Origin of the sequence: Endozoicomonas sp. 4G, assembly GCF_023822025.1 — a bacterium.
Lineage (GTDB): Bacteria > Pseudomonadota > Gammaproteobacteria > Pseudomonadales > Endozoicomonadaceae > Endozoicomonas_A.
The window spans coordinates 2641505-2662993 of the sequence record NZ_CP082909.1 but is presented as its reverse complement, the minus strand read 5'-3'; the positions used below and the strand labels follow the sequence as shown (position 1 = coordinate 2662993).

Annotated in this window: 17 protein-coding genes; 9 read left to right on the top strand and 8 right to left on the bottom strand. The window is 45.9% G+C overall.

Annotated elements, in window-relative coordinates; genetic code table 11:
• Nucleotides 1–378: 378 nt before the first annotated feature.
• Nucleotides 379–588, bottom strand: coding sequence for a type II toxin-antitoxin system VapB family antitoxin (locus K7B67_RS10555; RefSeq protein ID WP_252180293.1), 210 nt, complete (start codon nt 586–588; stop codon nt 379–381).
• Nucleotides 589–1396: 808 nt separating this feature from the next.
• On the opposite strand from K7B67_RS10555, the gene K7B67_RS10550 reads away from it, so the two are divergent.
• The 7 genes from K7B67_RS10550 (at nt 1397) to K7B67_RS10520 (ending at nt 6273) form a co-directional block, all read left to right on the top strand.
• The gene (locus K7B67_RS10550; protein WP_252180292.1) at nt 1397–1681 is read left to right on the top strand and encodes a type II toxin-antitoxin system prevent-host-death family antitoxin; all 285 of its coding nucleotides are present in this window, start codon (nt 1397–1399) and stop codon (nt 1679–1681) included.
• 248 nt (nt 1682–1929) lie between these two features.
• On the top strand, nt 1930–2550 hold the full coding sequence (gene iscB, locus K7B67_RS10545) for an RNA-guided endonuclease IscB (RefSeq protein ID WP_252180291.1): 621 nt from the start codon (nt 1930–1932) through the stop codon (nt 2548–2550).
• A complete protein-coding gene (locus tag K7B67_RS10540) occupies nt 2522–3175 on the top strand; it encodes a hypothetical protein (protein WP_252180290.1) in 654 nt (217 codons plus the stop codon). Before iscB ends, K7B67_RS10540 begins: the two co-directional genes overlap by 29 nt.
• Before the next feature lie 60 nt (nt 3176–3235).
• Nucleotides 3236–3508: a Txe/YoeB family addiction module toxin gene (locus tag K7B67_RS10535; protein WP_276576731.1), complete on the top strand. Its 273-nt coding sequence runs from the start codon at nt 3236–3238 to the stop codon at nt 3506–3508.
• 975 nt (nt 3509–4483) lie between these two features.
• The gene (locus K7B67_RS10530; protein ID WP_252180289.1) at nt 4484–5596 is read left to right on the top strand and encodes an IS630 family transposase; all 1113 of its coding nucleotides are present in this window, start codon (nt 4484–4486) and stop codon (nt 5594–5596) included.
• Nucleotides 5597–5722: 126 nt separating this feature from the next.
• A complete protein-coding gene (locus K7B67_RS10525; RefSeq protein WP_252180288.1) occupies nt 5723–5944 on the top strand; it encodes a DUF433 domain-containing protein in 222 nt (73 codons plus the stop codon).
• The gene (locus K7B67_RS10520; protein ID WP_252180287.1) at nt 5944–6273 is read left to right on the top strand and encodes a DUF5615 family PIN-like protein; all 330 of its coding nucleotides are present in this window, start codon (nt 5944–5946) and stop codon (nt 6271–6273) included. The genes K7B67_RS10525 and K7B67_RS10520 overlap by 1 nt, the downstream gene beginning before the upstream one ends.
• Before the next feature lie 439 nt (nt 6274–6712).
• On the opposite strand, the gene K7B67_RS10515 is transcribed toward K7B67_RS10520, so the two are convergent.
• Complete coding sequence (locus K7B67_RS10515; RefSeq protein ID WP_252180286.1) at nt 6713–7339, bottom strand: EcsC family protein; 627 nt, start codon at nt 7337–7339, stop codon at nt 6713–6715.
• 112 nt (nt 7340–7451) lie between these two features.
• A complete protein-coding gene (locus K7B67_RS10510; RefSeq protein ID WP_252180285.1) occupies nt 7452–8405 on the bottom strand; it encodes a KpsF/GutQ family sugar-phosphate isomerase in 954 nt (317 codons plus the stop codon).
• Nucleotides 8406–8907: 502 nt separating this feature from the next.
• Here K7B67_RS10510 and ltrA point away from each other — a divergent pair.
• Nucleotides 8908–10233, top strand: coding sequence for a group II intron reverse transcriptase/maturase (gene ltrA, locus K7B67_RS10505; protein WP_252176088.1), 1326 nt, complete (start codon nt 8908–8910; stop codon nt 10231–10233).
• 215 nt (nt 10234–10448) lie between these two features.
• On the opposite strand, the gene K7B67_RS10500 is transcribed toward ltrA, so the two are convergent.
• Complete coding sequence (locus tag K7B67_RS10500; protein ID WP_252180284.1) at nt 10449–11630, bottom strand: glycosyltransferase; 1182 nt, start codon at nt 11628–11630, stop codon at nt 10449–10451.
• A gap of 6 nt (nt 11631–11636) precedes the next feature.
• Nucleotides 11637–12986: a phosphoglucosamine mutase gene (glmM, locus tag K7B67_RS10495; protein ID WP_252180283.1), complete on the bottom strand. Its 1350-nt coding sequence runs from the start codon at nt 12984–12986 to the stop codon at nt 11637–11639.
• Between the two features lie 184 nt (nt 12987–13170).
• Here glmM and K7B67_RS10490 point away from each other — a divergent pair.
• Nucleotides 13171–14612 (top strand): ISNCY family transposase gene (locus K7B67_RS10490; protein WP_252180282.1). Its coding sequence is split into 2 segments (ribosomal slippage): nt 13171–13615 and nt 13615–14612, totalling 1443 coding nucleotides; the frame shifts between segments, so codons are not numbered across the junction.
• A 382-nt stretch (nt 14613–14994) separates the two neighbouring features.
• Here K7B67_RS10490 and K7B67_RS10485 read toward each other — a convergent pair.
• From K7B67_RS10485 to wecC, 3 genes are read right to left on the bottom strand one after another with little or no spacing between them, the layout of a single operon-like run.
• On the bottom strand, nt 14995–16320 hold the full coding sequence (locus K7B67_RS10485; RefSeq protein WP_252180281.1) for a D-glucuronyl C5-epimerase family protein: 1326 nt from the start codon (nt 16318–16320) through the stop codon (nt 14995–14997).
• Nucleotides 16317–20228 carry a glycosyltransferase gene (locus K7B67_RS10480; protein WP_252180280.1) on the bottom strand — a complete coding sequence of 1304 codons (3912 nt, stop codon included), beginning with the start codon at nt 20226–20228 and terminating at the stop codon, nt 16317–16319. Before K7B67_RS10480 ends, K7B67_RS10485 begins: the two co-directional genes overlap by 4 nt.
• Nucleotides 20228–21469 (bottom strand): UDP-N-acetyl-D-mannosamine dehydrogenase, encoded by a 1242-nt coding sequence (wecC, locus tag K7B67_RS10475; protein ID WP_252180279.1) that lies wholly within the window; start codon nt 21467–21469, stop codon nt 20228–20230. The genes K7B67_RS10480 and wecC overlap by 1 nt, the downstream gene beginning before the upstream one ends.
• Between the last annotated feature and the right edge of the window lie 20 nt (nt 21470–21489).

The window sequence follows — 21489 nt, the reverse complement described above, 5'->3', positions numbered from 1 at the left end:
CAGACCGGAATGCTTTTCAATTGCACTGAAGTCACGATCCCTGTGCAGAATGGGCAAACCATTGTTTATGGCTGTTACGGCAATAAGGCAATCAATACTTTTTCGAATGGTGACACCCTATTTCCGCAAATCACGATATAGCTTTGCCGAATCTTTATAATATGCTCCCGGAATAGTGAAGCAAGTCAGGCTTGACATTAACCGCTCAGTTTGACGGTATTGTTTATCGGTTCTTATGCCTTGCAGTACTTCCATTAGTATGACCGGACATATACAGGCATTACCCGTTTGTAACAGATATTCAAGTGACAACACATGAGCGTTGTTTGCCCCATTGAAGAAATCAATCCATACACTGGTATCTATCATGGTGTCCATTCAGCGCGTTTCCCTCATGCCATCGAGGTTGCCCTCCCAGTCAATTTTGCCTTTTAGGGAGAGCAGCTCTTTTTGCCGCGCTCTGCGAACTAGCTCCTGTAATGCAAAGTTAACCACTTCTTTGCGGGTTTTATGGCCAGTCAGAGCTATAGCTTCTTCCATGAGCTCTTGATCAATAACGATGTTGGTTCTTATGCTAGTGCCAGACATATATACACCTATATCAGTAATTAGGGTGTATAAAGAATATACCCTGAAAATTATGGTCACAAGCTGTAGTCTCTTCCAACATGAAATGAGCCTCACGCTTTTGGATCTTTCGTCCATTATTACTGGATGAAAATCATCATGAACACGAGGCTAATTAGTACCCTCCAGCAGGTTCCTCTCCGGTGATCAGCCTACAGGCGCACTCCGAATGTTGTGTAGGCGGTGTCTGGCGTATAGAAGGCATGACTCAGTATCGGGCTTTCCTATGGAACTGCGGGAACTAGTCGTGCGGATGTTAAGGGAGAATCTCAAGTAGAAACCCCACAAGAGACTGAGTACCGAAGCCGCGCACTGGGGCGGAGCCAGCAACCTGTTGAAGGATCACAACAACCTGACCATGTGGGATGAGGTGTTGAATAAAAACAGGGCAAATCATGATATCAAGGTTTAGCAAGTAATACCTGCTGGAAGACAGGTATCCCCCGAGTAAATTTTGGTTAATGAGGAAGCCTGCCTGATGGGAGCGGTATGAATCGAGAGGTTCACGTACCGTTCTGAGAGGGGCTGGCGGGGAAGTTCCGCCGGTCTACTCACCAGAGTTTTGCGACACCTTCACCGTGGGAGCGAGTTGAAAATAGAACAGAGTTAAACGATGTCAACAATCAAGACCGGCCCCTTTTTTTGGTACGTAGCCAGTACCGGCAATTGCGATTAAAGCGGAGCAAGATAAAGCCCCGGGTTTTTCTTGCCAAATAACAAGAGCTAATTATACTTGTACTTTATCACGTACAGGTATATGGAGAACAAAATGAATGTGGTTTCCTACACAGAAATGAGAAAAAACCTCAAAGCGGTGCTGGACAGCGTTGTTAACGACTCGACCCACACAATCATTCACCGGCGTGACGCAGAAGATGCGGTAGTTATGTCGAAAGAAAGTTACGACAGCCTGGTGGAAACGCTTTATCTGCTCTCGTCACCTGAAAATGCCCGTCGGTTGAAATCCGCCGCTGAACAATTCAAAGCCAATAAGGGCATCCAAAGGGATCTGCCTGAATTGTCACTGAACCCCGCCCTGAAGGACGGGGCTTGAGAAAGCTCCCAATTTGGGGTTAGAAGTGACCAGACTCAGCAACCGCAAGGTTGCTACGTTAAGGACGAATGTATAGTTACCGTGGGATGCTTCACCAGTCCCACGCTCTAAGGATAGTGGTTAAACAGTGTATTGAGGGTTAATCACAGTGCTGCTATCAAGAAACCGTCCATTAACATTGTCGAGGTGAACTTTACTGCCGCAAGGCTAGAACGGTGCGTAAGCACCAAATCTAAGGACAACGATGTATGAACCGAGTGTTCGTATTAGACAAAAACAAAAAGCCTCTTATGCCTTGCCATCCGGCAAGGGCAAGAAAGCTATTAGGCAAGGGTAAAGCGGCTGTCTTCAGACGCTATCCTTTCACGATCATTCTGAAAGAGAGAGAAGGTGGTGTTGTTCAACCGCTGGAACTCAAATTCGACGTTGGTAGCAAAACAACAGGCACAGCCGTTGTTGCTGACTGTGATCGTGGAAAGAAAGTCGTCTTTGCTGCTGAACTCCAGCATAGAGGACAGAGGGTTAAGGATTCTCTTGAGTCTCGGCGTACAACACGTCGAGCCAGAAGAAACCGGAAAACCCGCTATAGAAAAGCCCGTTTCATGAATCGAACAAGACCCGAAGGCTGGCTACCGCCCAGCCTTATGAGTCGAGTTTTCAACACCGAGACTTGGGCAAAGAGATTCTGTCTCAAAGCACCCATCAGTGATGTAGCTGTTGAGCGTGTTAAGTTCGATATGCAACTTATGGAGAATCCAGACATTTCAGGACTCGAGTATCAACGCGGCACGTTGTTTGGCACTGAGTTGAGACAATATCGGCTCAAACCGGATAGGGAATTTGTACATTGCATGTCGTACATGCAATGAAGAGAAAGGCGCTATCCACCCTAAGCAGTGGCTTGAATCTATTTCAAAGAAAAAGAACAAGAACAAGCTGGATATAGCCAGAGTCAGAAATGTGACCAACATCCTGAAAGGAAAAAAGGTCAATTGTCTGAAAGATGCTGCTGCTGTCAATACCACAAGAAACGAAACCGCCAGACGTATTCAGGCTATTGGCCTTCCCACTACCTTTGCTACCGGAGGTAGAACGAAGTTCAACCGCACTCAGCAAGGATATAAGAAAGAGCGCTGGGTAGATGCCGCCTGTGTAGGAGAGTCTGGAGCCAGTGTATACATAGCAGAGAGCACAAAACCCTTAATCATTAAGGCTATGGGTAGAGGCTCACGACAAATGTGTAGAGTGGACAAGTACGGATTTCCCCGTACAAAGGCTAAAGGCTCCAAACAAGTGAAAGGGTTTCAGACTGGAGATATCGTCAAGGCTATCGTTCCAGCCGGTAAACGGCAAGGAGCGTATACAGGACGGGTTGCAGTGAGAACGACAGGCTCATTCAACATCAAGACTGAAAGTGACACCATCCAAGGAATTTCATGGAGAAACTGTCAGAAAATTCAGTCTGTGGATGGTTATGGTTACAGCTTGCTCTAACGAGCAAGTCAACATTCCTCCCCGCACTAGAAGTACGGGGTATCCAGTTGAGGTAAAACGATGAGTACCCCGAAAAAAATCACGTTAAGCTGGGCAGAAGAAGCATGGGAAGACTTCCAATTCTGGCTGGACAACGACAAGCCAAAAGCCAGGAAACTAAGAAAGCTCATTAAAGAATGTATGCGTACGCCCTTTGAAGGTACAGGCAAACCTGAGCCCCTGAAAGGTAACTTTTCAGGATTCTGGTCGCGCAGGATTGACCAGGAACATCGGTTGATATACGCCTACGGTAACGATAATCTGTTCATACTCCAGTGCCGCTTCCATTACTGAAACCCTGGTGTTACAAACACAACCCCGGAGTTCTGGCACTGTCAAACCTGCGGCTGCTGAGCAAGCATCCAGTAATGTAGGCCAAAATAATCGGCAATCGCCTTCTGGGTATAACTGCCGGATCGTGCAGGAGGCCATCTTGCAGCAGCAGGCTCGCAGCGATCAAAAAATGGCCGACATGATCCCACGCTTTTAGGCCCCGTGGGTTCCAGCGTGGGAATGCATACCCACACCTGAGAACGGGCTCTACAACTCGAGATGTCGTATGAGTTCAGCATGCGAGCCACTGTTCTGCCACACATGGAAACGAACCAAAGACCCTTAAAAATAGAACAGAGTTAAACGATATTAACAATCAAGACCTAACCCCGGTTCCGCGAGACCTACCCCTTTTTCCCCAACGTCGCCGTGGCGTCCTTGAGAATCTCGGCAAAACGGGCTTCGTTCTCCTTTCTTTTACGGTGGTACTGTCGAGTCAGTGGCCTTGGGTGCCACTGGTGCAGCTGAAAGGTACCCTTAAACAGATGCGGCACCGCGTAATAACTAAAGTAGCGGCGAAAGCCCCGCGGTGTTTTTCAAGATAGTCCCCCGGAAACTGACTTTTCACATCCACAGGATAATCGGCAGGCCGTTTGCCAACAGGGTAATACATGGCCAGTCGGTGAATCAGATCAATGTCTTCATAGCCATGGCCAGAAAATGCCTGACTTGCCGTCAAGGCGACAGAAGCAAGTCACCGGGTGATGTTCGAAAACCTGACTCATTGCGGCAACAGTGAAAAATTACTTCTTGAGAAATTGCTGCTAAACCCAAACCATCTAGAAAACCGGAGTTTAATGGATTGGTACCTAGCGCACCCCGGTATAGGGAAGGTGCGCAATCACAGTCGTTCATTTACCTGTATGACTACGCCCACTACGACATGCCAAGCCCGTCGCTATAAGTAAGATAGTTTTCATTTTTTCTTGCTTACCCATGGTATTAAAAGTCTCCCCTCAACAGTGGCAGCAGACACAAGATTGTCTGCTCCAGCAGTCCATACATGCAGCTCACCCACGTACACGAGAGCGCTTTTCTGCGCTCTATCAAGTGGCACAGGGTTCTTCTGCAACTCAGGTTGCCAAGCAATTGGGGCGGCATCTCGAAACGGTCACTGACTGGATTCACCGCTACAATTCAAAGGGGCCGGAGGCTATGGTTTATAAGCGGACTGGGGGCCGCCCCCCCTTTTGTCAAATTATCAGTAAAGCTGCTGCTTGCCTGATTGACCGGACACTGGAAAAAGCAGCTAACCAGGAAAGTTCTCTTAACTCACCTCGCTGGACGTTGAAATACTTGGTTCAATGGTGTTGGGATTGCTTTCAGGTACGATGTTGCCGTGAGACCATACGACAGGTTCTTAAACGGCAGGGGTATTCATGGAAGAAAGCCAAAAAACTGCTCAACAAGGCTGACTCGGTAAAACGGGCTACCTTTCTTGAAACTTTAAAGCCGTTGCTGTCAGAAGCCACTTTCCAGAAACGCCTGCTGGTCTACATTGACGAAGCTCATATTCATCAAGATGCCGATATTGGCTATGGCTGGTCCCGTAAAGGCGAAAGACTCTGGGTCAGTTCACACTCTCCAAAGCTGGCTGACAAGATCACCTTCTACGGAATCTATTACTACAATTTTGGTCAGGTCAGAATGTGGCCTTATCCCTGTGGGCGGAAAGAGCACACCGTTAATGTTCTGGAACGAATCAGGCAGGAGAACCCTGACAGGAAAATCGACATTGTGTGGGATGGTGCATCATGGCATACCGCACACTTTGTAAGGGACGCGGGGCTACGCCTGAATTTGAACATTATCCAGATGCCAGCCTACAGCCCTGACTTTATGCCTGTAGAAGCCTTATGGCGCTGGTTCCGGGAAGATGTTACATACCATCACTGCCATAAAACGGCAGAAGATCTGCTCGAAGCCGCAAAAAAATTCGTTGAACGTATAAACCGAAATCCTGAAAAAGTAGCTGACAGACTCTGGGTCAAAGATTCTCTTAATGATGAAGAAGAGCGCCTAAGGGCAAACAATCTGTCAGAGTGGTAAAACTCCGGTTTTCTAGATGGTTTGGGTTTAGAATAGAGTGGCCATGTAAAGTTATATTTAAATCTATAAACGATATAGGGTAATGGCTCGCCATATAATGCTTATTTCCTCATCCAGGAGCGAATTATGAATAAGGACGATTATTTAGAGTATATTGAAATTGATCAGGCAAAACGTTTTGGAAAACCTACCATTAAGGGAACCAGAATAACGGTCACTGACATACTTGAAATGCTGGCCAGTGGTATGACGCAAGCAGAAGTATTGGATGAACATCCTAACCTTCTGGCAGAACAGGTAAAGGCTGCGTTGCTTTACGCAGCCAATCAGTTATCTGGTGCTGCCTGATGCTATTACTGGACGAAAATCTTTCACCAAAACTTGTTGCGAGAATCAATGATGCATATCCCGGAAGTCTTCATGTTTTGCATTCAAGGCTCGATAACTCACCAGATATCGAAGTCTGGCGTTATGCGAAAAAACAAAGGTTAACCATTGTCACCAAAGATAAAGATTTTCTACACTATGCAATTCAGCATGGCTATCCACCAAAACTGGTGTATCTTACAACAGGTAATGCGAAACTTTCTGTTATAGAGTCCATTCTTTTAGAGAAAGAAGTGATTATCAAATCATTTATCAAATTAGATAAAGAAAGTGTCCTGAAAATTGGCTGATTGTGCAAAAACTTTTCCCTATACATTATTTTCTTGATCCTATATTCGCTGTATATGATTCGTTCCCACGCTCCAGCGTGGGAATTGTACAGGGTTGGGTCAATGACTATGGGAAGTTTTACCCATCAGAATTGAAGAAGGTTCTGAACTGCGTGGTAGCAACACGGGTTCGGTGGGCTATGGGCAAATGCAAGAAGTTGAGAGGGCGAAAAAGGCGTGCTTCCCGATGTTTGGGGAGAGTCGCAAAGCGAGCCCCGTGGCTAATGGCACGCTGGCGCTTTGGTTGTGTGTTAGCTGCTGGGTGAGAAGAGCCGGATGAAGGGGGACTTTTATGTCTGAATTTGTGGGCAGCTGAGGGGGAGGTTCACTGGGTTGACTCGACTGGGGGTAGCTGGAGAAAGACCAGCTCTTACCCGATTTAAGCGTATACCCGAAGCTATCAATTAGTAATAAAGGTATCTCTTGCTATATTACCTACTGTATTTGTAGTAACTGAGTCAAATGTACCACCAATAACCCCGCCAATTATAGGAACTGATTTTCCTAAGTTGATAGCTCCTTTCTCACCAAATTTTGTAAGCAGTTTAAATCCTACTTTTTGATTAATTGCTGCAATCGTTTTACCAGAGATATTTTTTATTGCATTTGTAGTCAGCTTTTTACCAACGACAATACCAATGTCTTTTAATATGTCTTTTGCAGCATTTCCTGTTAAGCAAGCATAGACAAGTGATTTTACACGATCATCTTTTAAATCATGACCACCCATATGGGCAATTGCTGCAATCATCCTAATCTGAACATACATGACACTTGTGATATTTGCAGGGATGGAAACAGGTATTGTTATTATGCCTCCAAGACCTGTCAGAAAACCAGATGTGCCAGCTTTAGTATTTTGCCAGCGAATTAACGAATTTGCTTTGCTTTTCAGTGTGCCAGAATTTTTAAGATAATCTGCTGCCATTTCTTGAGCTGAATCAAGCCCCGGCACACCATTAACCGCTTTATCATAAGTCCAATCAAGTGCCTTCATAATTTTGCTTTCTGAAATTTCGTTACTCATCTTTTACTCCTCACTGTTCTGCCACACGTGGGAACGAGCCAAAATAAAAAAGCCGATTTAAATAAATTCAAATCGGCTTCTTTATCTCAGGCTACATATTTCAGGCTACATCTCAAACCGCCCAATCAACCAACCCAACAACCCTGCCATCTTCACCAGTCGCAACAAGACACTTTATATGACTAGCTTTCATAGCATTTTCAGCCTCAGAAAGCATTGCATTCTCGGCTATACAAACAGGGTTCTCACTCATTAAATCATTGGCTTTCAAACCAAGAATATTATCATGGCTAGTCATATAACGACGCAAATCACCATCGGTTATGACACCAGCCAGATTGTTATTGTCATCCATAACAATAGCCATGCCAGACCGAGTTTCAGTCATCGTTAAAATAACATCGTGCATTGGAGTAGATATCGTCACCAAGGGTAAACGATCTTTTTCCATGACATCTTTTACACGAGTCAGGAGTCGACGACCCAGACTGCCGCCAGGATGGAATTTTGCAAAGTCGTGCGGTTGGAAATCACGAGCTTTAATCAGGGCGACGGCCAGCGCATCACCAATAGCGATTGCTACTGTTGTTGAAGTGGTAGGTGCCAGATTGTTTGGGCAAACTTCTTCTTTTATAGAGCCGTTCAACACAACGTCAGCATTTTTTGCCAGTGTTGAATCCATGCCGCCGGTAATGGCAATGATCTTGGTACCAAAGCTTTTCAGCGAAGGAATCAGCTTCAGCACTTCATCCGTTTCACCGCTGTATGAAATTAAAACAATAGCATCGGCTTTTTCATCAAAACGAATCATACCCAAGTCGCCATGGAAAGCTTCACCAGGGTGCATGAAAAAGCTCATGGTGCCTGTAGAGGCCAGTGTTGCAGCTATCTTCTTTCCGATCAGGCCTGATTTGCCCATGCCAGAAATGATAACCCGGCCTTTACAGGCAAGCATTAACTGGACAGCTTGCTCAAAAGAATCATCAACGCGCTCACTTAATGCTAAAAGCGCATTACCTTGTTCACGCAGGGCATTGGCCATTATTTGGCGAATATCAATAGTCATTACTTTTCAAACCTTTTCCTCGTTCCCACGCTCTGCGTGGGAATGCATACGTGTGCCGAGCATGTCACACAGCTTGGGGGTGAAAGTCCCCTGTCCAGCCAGATGAGGGCGAAGGACTAGTGAAGCACAAGGTTTGTATCGTGAGGTGCAGGCTGAAGGCAGTGTGGAGCAAAACCGCGAGCCGACGAACAGAAATCAGATATGAGGCTGTTTGCGTGAGGACGAGTCAGCGTATGATGACGAAGTCCATACTCATCCGGACATTCAGGCAGTAGATCTGGCGGTTGTGCGGCGAAGGCGGTGTGACTTACCTCGGGAGGTCTGTGTGGTGTCTGATATTTCGGACTGAGGTCATCGTAAGGTGACTTGACCGCCACACAGAAGTCAGCAGATGGCATAGTAGCTGGCGTATGTCAGTGAAGGCCTGAACGGTACAGAGTGGTGAGTAGTTTCTGTTATTCGATACACTGGACGCAGACAAATCCAGCAAACACTGGAACTCATGCCAAGTGGTCACGGCGGAACCGGAGGCTGCAAGGCTATGAGAGCTGAGGTCGTGTCGGTATCACAGGATTACGAAAGCCCGGCGGGTGGTACTAGACTGATGGAGCGTATCGCCAACCCCAATAATTTAACAAGAGCCTTTCAGCGAGTTAAACGCAATAAAGGCGCAGCAGGGATCGACCGTATGACAGTGGAAGGGTTGTACACCCATCTACAAGAACATGGTCATGAACTGCGACAATGTCTTTTGCAGGGAGAATGGCGTCCTGCTCCCGTAAGGCGAGTACTGATTCCCAAACCGGACGGAGGAGAAAGGCAGTTGGGTATACCAATCGCCTTAGACCGAATGGTGCAGCAAGCGATACAGCAAGTATTGCAGGCCGAGTGGGAACTAAGGTTCTCATCTTTCAGTTACGGGTTCAGGCCGAACCGGTCAGCTCATCAGGCGATTAATCAGGCTCAGTCGTATATCCGAGAAGGATATAACTGGGTTGTGGACATTGACCTGTCGAAATTCTTCGATCGGGTTAACCATGATCGACTGATGGCAAAACTGGCAGTTCACACAGATGACAAGGATGTATTACGTTTAATTCGACGATTCCTACAGTCCGGAGTGATGGAGAACGGGCTGGTAAAACCGCAGACGGAAGGAGTGCCTCAGGGAGGGCCGCTCTCACCTGTGTTGTCTAACATCGTACTGGATGAACTCGATAAAGAGTTAGAAAAGCGTGATTTACGATTTGTACGTTACGCTGATGACTGTCGGGTGTTTGTGCGAAGCAAGAAAGCAGGCGAGAGAGTGATGGCAAGTTTGACTCGTTACATCGAAAGTAAGCTGAAGCTGAAAGTCAACGTTGCGAAAAGTGCAGTTGACAAGGCATGGAGGCGGGCGTTCCTGGGATACAGCTTTACCAGAGATGGCAGGAAGAAGCTGGCAGATAAAACCTGCAAGCGGTTCAGGGACAAGGTCAAACAACTAACCCGCAAAGGCGGGCGGTCACTGGAGCAGAGATTGGAGTCTCTGAATCGCTATTTACGGGGCTGGAAGAACTACTTTCGAGAAGTTGAAACCCGTTCGGAGTTTGAAAACTTTGACTGCTGGATCAGGCGACGATTGAGAAGTTTGCTCTGGTATCAATGGAAGAAAAGTCCGAAGCGATATGCGGAGCTAAGAAGGCGAGGAGTCAGTGAAGAGCTGACGAGGCAGACAGTAGGATCGAGCAAAGGGTACTGGCGGATAAGCCGGAGTCCTGCGCTGCACTTAACATTGCCGAATAGTTGGTTCGATGAATTAGGTTTGATTAGATTATTGGCTGCTTAACTGACCGAAACGCCCAGTACGGACCCGTATGCTGGGTGTTGTGGGAGGAGCGTAGCTGTGAGGCTACGCCCTATCCCGATCTCCCCTGAAAAGCGGACTCTACAGCGTCTTTAGGTATGGGTTCCGCTGGAGTGGAGCATGGGAACCAGGGTTTTGCGATACCCTCAGACCGGGGAACGAGTTGAAAATAGAACAGAGTTGAACGATATCAACAATCAAGACCTAAGCCCAGTTCCGCGAGACCTGCCCCTTTTTCCCCAGCTTTTCCGCACAAACACACTATCCCGAAAAAACGCCACCGGATTCAAAAACAACTTCCGCAATTTCCGCCAAAAACCGCCATTCTTTTTTCTTACACCGGCCTGAAAATGAAACAGACCAGGATATTCCTCAACCGGAAAGCCATTCAATGTTTGTTGCTCCCGTAACCAGCAAGGAAAATCAGAAAGTACCGTATCAGAGTCAAAAACACCGTTTTTTAAAACAGCTAATATCTCAGCATCTGCCTGAAAGCCCGGCAAAGGTTCTGGCAATGTCGCCGTGGCGTCCTTGAGAATCTCGGCAAAACGGGCTTCATTCTCCTTTCTTTTACGGTGATACTGTCGAGTCAGTGGCCTTGGGTGCCACTGGTGCAGCAGAAATGTACCCTTAAACAGATGCGGCACCGCGTAATAACTAAAGTAGCGGCGAAAGCCCCGGTAATCCCCCGGAAACTGACTTTTCACATCCTCAGGATAATCGGCAGGCCGTTTGCCAACAGGGTAATACATGGCCAGTCGGTGAATCAGATCAAAGTCTTCATAGCCGTGGCCAGCAAACGCCTGACGAAAGCCACCCATCGCCAGAAACCATTCACGATTGATCAGTAAACAGCTGGAGGCCAGGGCGATGCCATCCACTTTACATACTTCACCACGAAACCAGGACTCAAACGCCTCTTGGTATAAAGCCTGCTGCAAAACAGGCTTAAAAAATTCCGCCGTAAAATGGGCAGAATAGAGTTGTGAAAGGTAAAGGCAGGGGTACATGCGAAACGCCAGCGGCCCTTCCACGGTCAATTCCCGAACAAAGCCTGATAGCTGATTAATCATTTTCCGGCTGATCAACAAATCCGCATCAAACAGAAAAATATACTGACCGGTTGCATGGGCAACCGCCGCATTACGTACCTGACCCGGAGCGAATACACCTGGCTGAAACTGATGGAAATAGCGCAGGTTGTCCTGCTGTCCATTAGTCAATTTTAAGCGCGTTGATCGTCGCCCCGTATCAAAAACCACGAGTTCGATATCTGGTTGATCTGCAAAACAGGCAATGGCCTGATCAAGACGCTCAATAGAAGCCCGATCACCTGACCGCTTCCGAAAGGGGATAATAACGGAAAGAAGTGTATTCAAGGCCTATTAACCGTTCAACGCCTTCAATACCTGCTCAACCTTCTCCGCCAACACCTGACAGTGCCGGGTAATTTCCGCCTTATCCTCACCTTCTACCATCACCCGAACTACCGGTTCAGTACCGGAAGGACGCAACAATACCCGGCCACAGCCAGCCAGTGCCTGTTCGCATTCGGTAACGGCACGGGTCACTGCAGGAATACGGGTAAGGTCCCGGCGCTCGGTCATAACAATATTGACCAGATGCTGTGGGTACTTGTTCATGCCCTGCTTCAGTTCCGCCAGGGTTTTTCCGGAATGCTGAACCGCTGCCAGTACCTGCAAAGCGGCCACAATACCATCACCCGTGGTGGTCACCTGTCGGCAGATCAGATGGCCGGAGGATTCTCCACCCAGATACCAGCCATTGGCCAGCAGCAACTCATTAACATAACGGTCGCCCACCGCTGCACGGGTAAACGGAATATTGCGCTGGGCCAGGGCGTGCTCCATTCCCAGGTTGGACATCACAGTGCCCACCACACCGCCCTGCAACAGACCACGGTCTTGCAGTGAGCAGGCCATAATAAACAGCAACTCATCACCGTCCAGCTCGGCGCCATTACCATCCACCATAATCAGCCGGTCACCATCGCCATCAAAGGCAATGCCCAGATCTGCACGATGTTCCAGTACTTGCTGCTGCAAATGGTTAATACAGGTGGAACCCAAACCGTCATTAATATTGGTGCCGTTGGGCTCAATACCGGTGCTGATCACCTCAGCCCCCAACTCAGCAAATACCGCAGGCCCCACCTTGTAACAGGCACCGTTGGAGGCATCCACCACAATCTTCAGACCATGCAGATTCAGCCTTGGTTGTACGGTACTTTTGCAAAACTCGATATAGCGACCAGCGGCATCATTAATACGGCGAGCCTTACCTAACTCATTGCAGGGCACACAGCTGAAGGGTTCTTCCAGCATCGCTTCAATCTGAAGCTCAACCCCATCGGGCAACTTCAGACCCTCACCACAGAAAAACTTGATGCCATTATCGTAATAGGGGTTATGGGAAGCACTGATAACAATACCGGCACTGGCGTTGTAGGTATGGGTCAGGTAAGCGACAGCTGGCGTAGGCATTGGGCCTAACAAATACACATCCATCCCCGCCGCCGAAAGCCCGGCTTCTAAAGCCGACTCGAACATATAGCCGGAGATACGGGTATCTTTACCAATCAACACCCGGTTATTGCCCTCGCGCCTTAGTACACGCCCGGCAGCCCAGCCCAGTTTCTGGACAAAATCAGGGGTAATAGGAAATTGACCGACACGGCCACGGATGCCGTCGGTGCCGAAGTATTTTCTAGTCATGAATGATTTAAGCCAATTATGAGCCGTTAGTTTTATATAAACGTCGAATATCAAATAACAAAGGGGGAGTGAGATAGAACAAGCCTTACTTAGTGCCTGTCCGAAAACCCTCAAGCACTTGAAAACATAGGCTTATAGCCCAATATAAGGAACGAAGATTTTCCACAACGAGCCGTTTCCACTTATGCGCCAAACCATCAACCCACAAATGCAGCTTGGCGAGGTTGACATCTCTGCCATCACATTCAACCTCAGGTCAAGGGACGATATTCCTCGATTACTCTTGGCATTGCAGCATATCTGGACAAATATCGAGTTGAGGAACCAGGTTTTTCACGTGCTTGAGGGTATGATAACTGCCGACCAAGGTAACGGGCGCCCCGGAATGGATCTCTGGAGGGTGTTGGTTTTTGGCACCTTGCGGCTGGTCATTAACTGCGACTACGACCGGCTTCTTGAGCTGGCCAACGAGCATGGAACTCTCCGAAAGATGCTGGGCCATGGACCTTATTGTGAGCATCAGTACAAACTGCAAACTTTGCAAGACAATATCTCGCTGTTCACACCGGAAATCCTTGATCAAATCAATCAGGTCGTCGTCAATGCCGGTCACCAGCTGGTAAAAAAAAAGAAGAGCGGCTATGCGCCCGCGCTGACTCGTTCGTCGTAAAAACCAATGTTCACTTTCCGACGGATATCAACCTGCTCAGGGATGCCACGCGCAAGATGATAGAGTGGGCAACCACTCTGTCTTCGGAGCAGCATGAAAGCCTGTGGCGGCAGAGCCGCTACTTGCAGGAGCGGCATAAGAAGAAATTTAACAAAGCCCGCAACCTGAAACGATCCACCTCAGCCGACGAGGCGCTTCGGGATGCCCGGCAGAATGATATTGAAGCGGCCCATGCCGACTATGTTGCCTACAGCCAGAAGCTTATTAGCAAGGCAGAAGTCACCTTAAAGCTCCTGAGAGCACGTACGCCGGGAGACGTGCGGCTAAAAGAACTGGAACGTTGGATAAAAGATTCAGACTACCAGTGTCAGCTGATTGTCCGTCGTGTATTGAACCATGAAAGCATCCCTCATAATGAGAAGGTTTTTTCTTTATTCGAACGTCATACTGAATGGATCAGCAAAGGTAAGGCTGGCACTCCTATGGAGCTTGGCCTCAGAGTCTGCGTATTGCAGGATCAGTTTGGCTTTACCCTGCACCATCTAGTCATGGAAAAACAGACGGACGACCAAGTGACTGTATCTATTGCGGAAGGTGCCAAACAGCGATTTCCCCAAGTATCACAAGTCAGTTATGACCGAGGTTTCTGGTCAAAAGAAAACCTTGAAAAACTGGAAGAGTTTCTCGACCGAGCCGTGTTGCCGAAAAAAGGCAGGTGGTCAGAACAGGACAGGCTTCGTGAGCGACACCCGGAGTTTATCAGGGCAAAAAGGAAGCACTCCGCTGTAGAATCTGACATTAATGCCCTCGAACAGCATGGGCAGGACCGATGCCCGGATACTGGCATTGATGGCTTCCGTCGTTATGTGTCGCTGGCAGTTCTGGGTACCAATCTGCATCGATTGGGGGCCTTGCTGCAAAAGCAGGCAGTCCAGACAAGTAAAAAAGCCGCCTGAAAAGAGAAACGGGCTTGTTGGCAATCAGGTTCACCCTTGGGTGAGGATGCCCTGTGCCCAAAAATCGGGAAGTTGTTCATAAAATGAACAGAAATTAACCAAAAAGTAGCACCCACAAATGAGTAGGCTAAATTTTAATCAAAAAATTTTGGCTGCTGCCTGCTGAATCGGATTATTTGTGGGTTTTCGGGCAGGCACTACTTATTAAAATATCTTGACTTTATTCAAGAATAAAGACCTGACTCTAGTTTCTATTTTCTATCATGCCCGTGAACTTCTTGCATTATAAAATCTAAATCGATCAGACTTTTGATAACTTCAATAGTGCCTCTTGTAACACAAGAAGAAATTATGGAAATTTTCTTCATAAGAAATATAAAACTCAATTTGTTCGACAAGAAAATCCTTCGTCCAGATAACTTTTCCATCTACTATAGAAAGTATTAATATTCTCATCACCTGTAATGCAATACATCGCAAATAATTGATTTATGTGAGTTATGTGATAACCCCACCTTGCGATATTTGGAAAAGTCATACAGGTGTAATGAGTTAAGTCATATGCAGACTTATTTCCTAAATCATACAGAGGAAGAATTTTTTTTAGTGTTAAAAACCCTTTGTTAAAAAGCTCAGCAGCTTTTGAAACTCCATATTGAGAAAGGTCATATAGTCCAATTAAAGAAAAAATAAAACCATTCAATACAAAGCTTGCTGGCGATGTTGGGTACTCTTCATAAAACATATATTGACCATCCCAATATGTTAAAACTCCACCATCCTCAGACTTAACTTCAAAAGGGTTGAGTCCTGCAATGCACGCATTTAGATATTTTTTATTTCCAGTGATATGGTATACCCGTGTTAGAAAAGAGATTGCTAAACCTTGCCCTAAAGCAGATGACCATCCTGAAGACATTGGGTCTGTTCGCCCTAGGTAAAATACATGTTCAAAATATGATTTCCAGCTACCATCAGAAGCCTGATTGAGAACAAACCAATCTGCTACTTTTAACATTTCTTTGTAACAAGGGTTATTGATAATATCTTTACAAAAAGCAATATTTACACTACCTCTGACTCTTAGGTCTGTTATATTTAGATTCGGATCAAGTTTTTTGAAGTCTTCAAGAGAAAGGTATCTGGCACCTTTAATTAATTTGCTGTCTCCTTCATAAACAATAACAGTCTCTTTATTAGAAAGCTTAATGTGAACCCGAAAAATGGATTCTGGCTTTATTTCAATGGATGAAATCAGAGATCCAAACAGTAGCGGCAAAGAATAACCTGTTACTGTTCCTGCCTTTAAACTAATGTTCCCTCTTTCTATAGAGAAATCAATGGAATGCTCTAAATGCCCACCCATATAACATGTATATGGTTTAATAATTTTACCAAACAGTTGAAGACCGTAATGCGCGATAGTTATTGGATAGTGATGTTGATTTCCAGCATAAGTATTAATCGGTATCCCAAACTCATCATCACTAACAATTCTCCATGATTTTACATCAAGCTCACTGAATTTCAAATAATCTTTTGTATGATCATAACTATCTGTACAATACTTAGGAGTGTCGTAACCATAAGAGTGATTTTTTTTTATCAACTTATTAGAAAATATATAATTTTCTTCAATATACTTTTTTCCCTCAAACTCAACGAATTCAAATTCTTTATTAAAAACTTTAATTTTTTCATGCTTCATAAAAACAAACCGCACTCTTTAGAGATGATTTTTGAAAAAGATAAGTCACAGCTTATAATCTCATTGTTTTTCAAACTCTGACTGCTAAATTTTTCCGGATCATAAAAATATGATTTTATACCTTCACTTAGTTCTTGAAATGATTCAGCTCGAGCAAGAACCCCTAACTTTGTACTTAAAAATTCAGGGATAGCAGCTACGTTACTTGAAACAGCTATCAACCCAGATGATCTTGCCTCATCCCTTGAAACTCCTTGCGTATCCATCCGACTAGGACACAAGAAAATGCCATACTCCTTATGCAAAGCAGCAATCTCAGCCTGATTCAAAAAGCGCTTCTCAATAATCACATTACTGAACCTCCGCAAAGGCTCAAGCGTTTCATCAAATAACGGCCCATCACCCACCATACGAAATTCCAGCTCATTAAAGAATGGCTCTTTACTCAATTCCAAAATTGCTTTTACCGCCAGATCATTTGCATACACTTTGGAAGCATAAGGGCGAATAGAGAGAATTTTTTTCCGCTGCTCCGGTGGCTTTGGTATGTAATTGAACAATTTCGTATTAATCGGGTTAGAAATAATGCTGTACTGATCTTTTGGCAACTGAATCAGCAAATCTTCTTCAACACAATTCTTCAGATAATTGGAGACAAAGACCATATGCAAATTATTCGGCATGCATGTCAGCAAAGATAACCAAAATGCATCCCGCTTCTCTCCAACCGTTTTTGCTTTCTCTTTTTCAGCATCGGTTTCATACAGAAATGCTCTGCGACGGTAGGATTGAACATCAGAACCATGACACCAGACAATAATCTTGGTATCAGCAATATGGTGCTGCAATACCTCCCACATGTTAGCATCCAAAAAATGAACCAGTATCGCCTTGTACTGATGACCTGACAGCAGCGCTGCCAAGACTTCTTTACCACCGGTAACCACATCGACATCTTCAAATTCATGGTAGCTAATGTGGGTGTCCGGTTTAAAGCGGAATACATCGCAGTTTAAGCCTTCTTGTTGGTAAGATTTTACCCGGCTATGGACAAACGCATTTTTATAAAGATCATCGTAGCTGGCGTAGTTATTGGTTAGCACCAGGTAATCTCCACAACCCTGCTTTTCGGGAACAGCCGTTGGCTTGGCTTCCAGGTAAAAGTTGCTAACCTCCGCACTACCACCAGCATAAACTCTTAACCCCGGTCGTAAATAGGCCGTACCTTCTGGGAAGACAATCTCAGCATTTTTATTAGCAATAAAAATGGTATGGTTAAGGCGTTGTTTTTTTGCATCCAGAAACAGAACCACCACTTGCAAATTGAGACCCGGTGTCGATTCCAGATGCAGAGTGACCTTACCAGCCACTGCATTTAATTCCGCAGGGGTAAAGTCTTTGTTGCTATACCAGTATTCATGTTTACCATCCGGCAGCTGTGAGACGATTTGCAGTTTATCACTGGCCAGTGCAGCGTCACAGAGGCTTGCCTGCCCCGGTTTAAAACGCTCTGCCAACTCCGCAGGTTTAATGCTTTTTAACTGACTGATATCCAGTGTCGCCGGAGCCATGGCTTCTGCCTGCGCCTGCAAATGCCTGAGGCTGAGCCCCAGATTAATGCCTTCTGGCAACTGGAACTCTGGCAGTGCTTCACAGTGTTCTGCACCATTCTGGCAATAGTTCAGGCTATCGATACTGAACTCTGACCCATTGCTTTTCCAGGTGTACAGCGTTGTTAGCCAACTGCGGAGGGTAACGGAAGGGAGTACGCTTGCTGCAACCATGCTGTGGCGTAGCGTCAATCCCGTTACTTCCCGATACTCAGCCTGAGGGTAGGTTAGCGCCAAGCCATCCTGCCAGCGATAGCAGGCTTTTTTACCGATGACTCTGTGCTGGCAATACCGTGTCGCCAATGCCAAATCGGTCAGGTAGTCGCTGCCATAGAAGTCTTCTGGGACCATCACCGCCAGCCATTGGTTATTGATCCAATGATCGAGCATCATGCCTTCTGCCTGCTGTGGTGTCAGTAAGGTGATTTGCTCAGTTTCTGGAATCCGGGCAGGCTCAAAGCCGGAATAGATAATGGTCAGTGATTTGTGGGCGTAGCTCTGGCGGTTGAAACTTGCCAGAAGACGCTTAAATGTTTCGGGCGTTTTCACATAACTCAGCACTGTAATAGCGGGTAGCAATGTTAATGGTGCCGTGTTGGAGAGTTTGCTGTAAATATAATTTACCCGATCCTGATAGGTGTGTTCCATCAATACCTTGCGAAGTGCCAGCAAACGAAACTGTTTTAGTTTTAATGGCTCGCCAGTGAGTGGTCGCAGGCGGCGAACAATCTCTTCACCGGAATCACTGGTAAAGACCAGATCACCAAACAATAAACGCAAGCCATGGGAGAAGTTGCTAACAGTGATTGTATTGGATGCCAACAGCTCAAACACCCGCCGGGCAAACATGGATTGCGACTGTTTAATTGAATTCAGGTTAATGGCGTAGTTGTATCCTTTATAGGCTTTATCAATCTGCTCATAGGGCAGAGTACCGACAATATAAGGCTGGTACTCCTCAGGGAACATATAGTTGGGGTCGTTCTTGCCAAAATTACGGTCGTAAATATCAATATCCCGATACTCAGGCAGACTCAGCACAAAGTTATTAAGGTCTTTGGTGCGCTCCGGGTATTTAACGTAGTAAGCACCCGCAAAACAGAATTTATCTTGCCGTTGGTACTTCTCAATGGGATTGTTTATAGTGGGTTGTGCGGCAAAGGGCAGAAAATAAACCTGGTTGTGACCCAGTGCTTTTTTATAGTGGCTGATGCAGTCAATATCAGTGGTAAAAATATAGTCGAACAGTTTGGCTGTATTCAGGAAGGTTTCAAAATGAATGGGATCTTCTTTATTCCAGAATAACGTGATGACGTTATGATTTTTACACCACTCAACAATACTGACCAGCTCCTGACTGGTGTGACCAACCTTACTACCCCATAAGTCATGTTTGCCACGCCAGGCCGATTCGATAAATAAAATTTCCGGCTGGAAAGATTTCAGTTCTTTTTTCCAATTATCGGGTGTCAGTTGCAATAATACTGCTTCGGGCGCATAAGACTCATAGGTGAATGTGTCCATAATGCAGGCGATTTTCAGGCTTTGCAGTTTACTGGCTTCAGAGACGGCTGGCAGGTCCTGCAACTCTCGCTTGAGACTTTCCATATCATCCGGTTTTGACAACATTGGCAGCAAGCGTTGCTGATTCAGTAATGCTCTCTCTTCCATAAACTCTCGTCTGGTTTTGGCATCCTGCCGGATACCAAACAGCTTGCCCGGTAAACTGACCAAGTTTCGCCAGCTTTTGGTGGAGTTGACCAGCGCGTTACCTAATAAATAAGAGATATGGTTTTTAACTTTGAGAATATTTTGCTTTTGTTGCAGCAGTTGCTCATTTAACAGGCTGAGTTCCTGCTCTTTTTCACCTAGGGCAATACGGTTTCTCAGATTGTTTCTTTTTAGTTCGCTTAGTGATATTTCACTGGCTTTCATTCGGGCATTTGCAATATACAGCTCATCTTCTTTCTGACGTAGCTGCCCTTCTGCAAGCTCTTTTTGTTGTTGTATCTGTTCAGTATTTTGAACCAGACTCTGATATTCATTCAGTTGCTGCTTTAGCTCACCGTGGGACTGCGTAACATGGCGATATTTAAGCTGGGCTTCACTAAGCTGTTGCTTAAGTATCAGGATTTCTTTATTTAGATTGTCGCCTTGCAACTGTTTTTCTGCCGGTTGCGGTATTTGTGTATTCATAACGTTGTTTGGGAAAAATGAAGCATTGACAACAGCCGCAGCCTGAAGGCGGGCGTTTCTTTTGGCGATTTTTTTGGCTATACGGGATTTGGTTTTTTTCATCAATTGTTCGCGTTTACGAAATCCAATGTGTTAGCTGGATATTCCAACCCAATAAACTGGCTGTGTTTTACCAGCACTACTACAACATCAGCCTGCTTCAATGCTTTATCCAGTGATGATAATTGGATATTTTCAAGGCTGCTGAATTTAGCTGGCAGTTCATGGATATTGGGTTCTACGGCCAGAATATCAAAACCGGCCAGTGCCAGCTCCGTAGTAATTTCCAGAGCAGGGCTTTCACGAAGATCATCAATATCCGGTTTGAATGCCAAACCAAGGCAGGCAATCGTTGGATTTTCAATGCCGTCTACAGCTTTCTCAACCTGTTCGACGACATAGTTTGGCTTGTAGTCATTAATCAGGCGTGCCTGATGAATTATTTTGGCAGTTTCCGAATTCTGGTTAACGATAAACCAGGGGTCAACTGCAATACAGTGTCCACCAACCCCACAACCGGGCTGAAGGATATCGACACGAGGGTGACGGTTTGCAAGTGAGATCAGTTCCCATACATTGATGCCCTGTTTATCACAGATCAGGGACAGTTCATTAGCAAAGGCAATGTTAACATCACGGAAGGCATTTTCAGTAAGCTTGCTCATTTCTGCAGTGCGGGCATCTGTTGCAATACATTCGCCTTTTTTTACAAATAATTTGTAAACAGCTGTAGCGGCTTCAGTGCTGAATGAATCCATACCCCCAATAATGCGATCATTCTCTACCAGCTCACGGATCACCTGGCCTGGCAATACACGCTCAGGGCAGTGGGCAATCTGAATATCGGACTTTTCACCCTCGCTGACCTGATGAGGAAAACTCAGATCTGGGCGAGCTTCTGCAAGCCAGGCCGCCATTTTTTCAGTGGCACCGACAGGTGAAGTTGATTCCAGGACAACGAGATTCCCTTTTTCCAAAACCGGAGCTAATGCCTTTGATGCAGCTTCAATGTACTTCAGATCAGGTTCGTGATCGTCACCTTTAAAAGGCGTTGGTACTGCCATCAGGAAAGCATCGGCTTTTTGCGGAGTGGTGTAAGCTTTCAGATATTCTTTTTCCACACTGCTTTTTACCAGCTCTTCCAGACCTGGCTCAACGATATGGATTTTACCCTGGTTAATGGTATCTACAGCGTGTTGGTTTACGTCAACGCCTACCACTTTAATATTATTACCTGCAATAACAGCAGCAGTAGGTAAACCAATGTAGCCAAGGCCAATAACAGAGATTTTATTGTAGTTCATGCTAGTTGTTTTAGTGAATG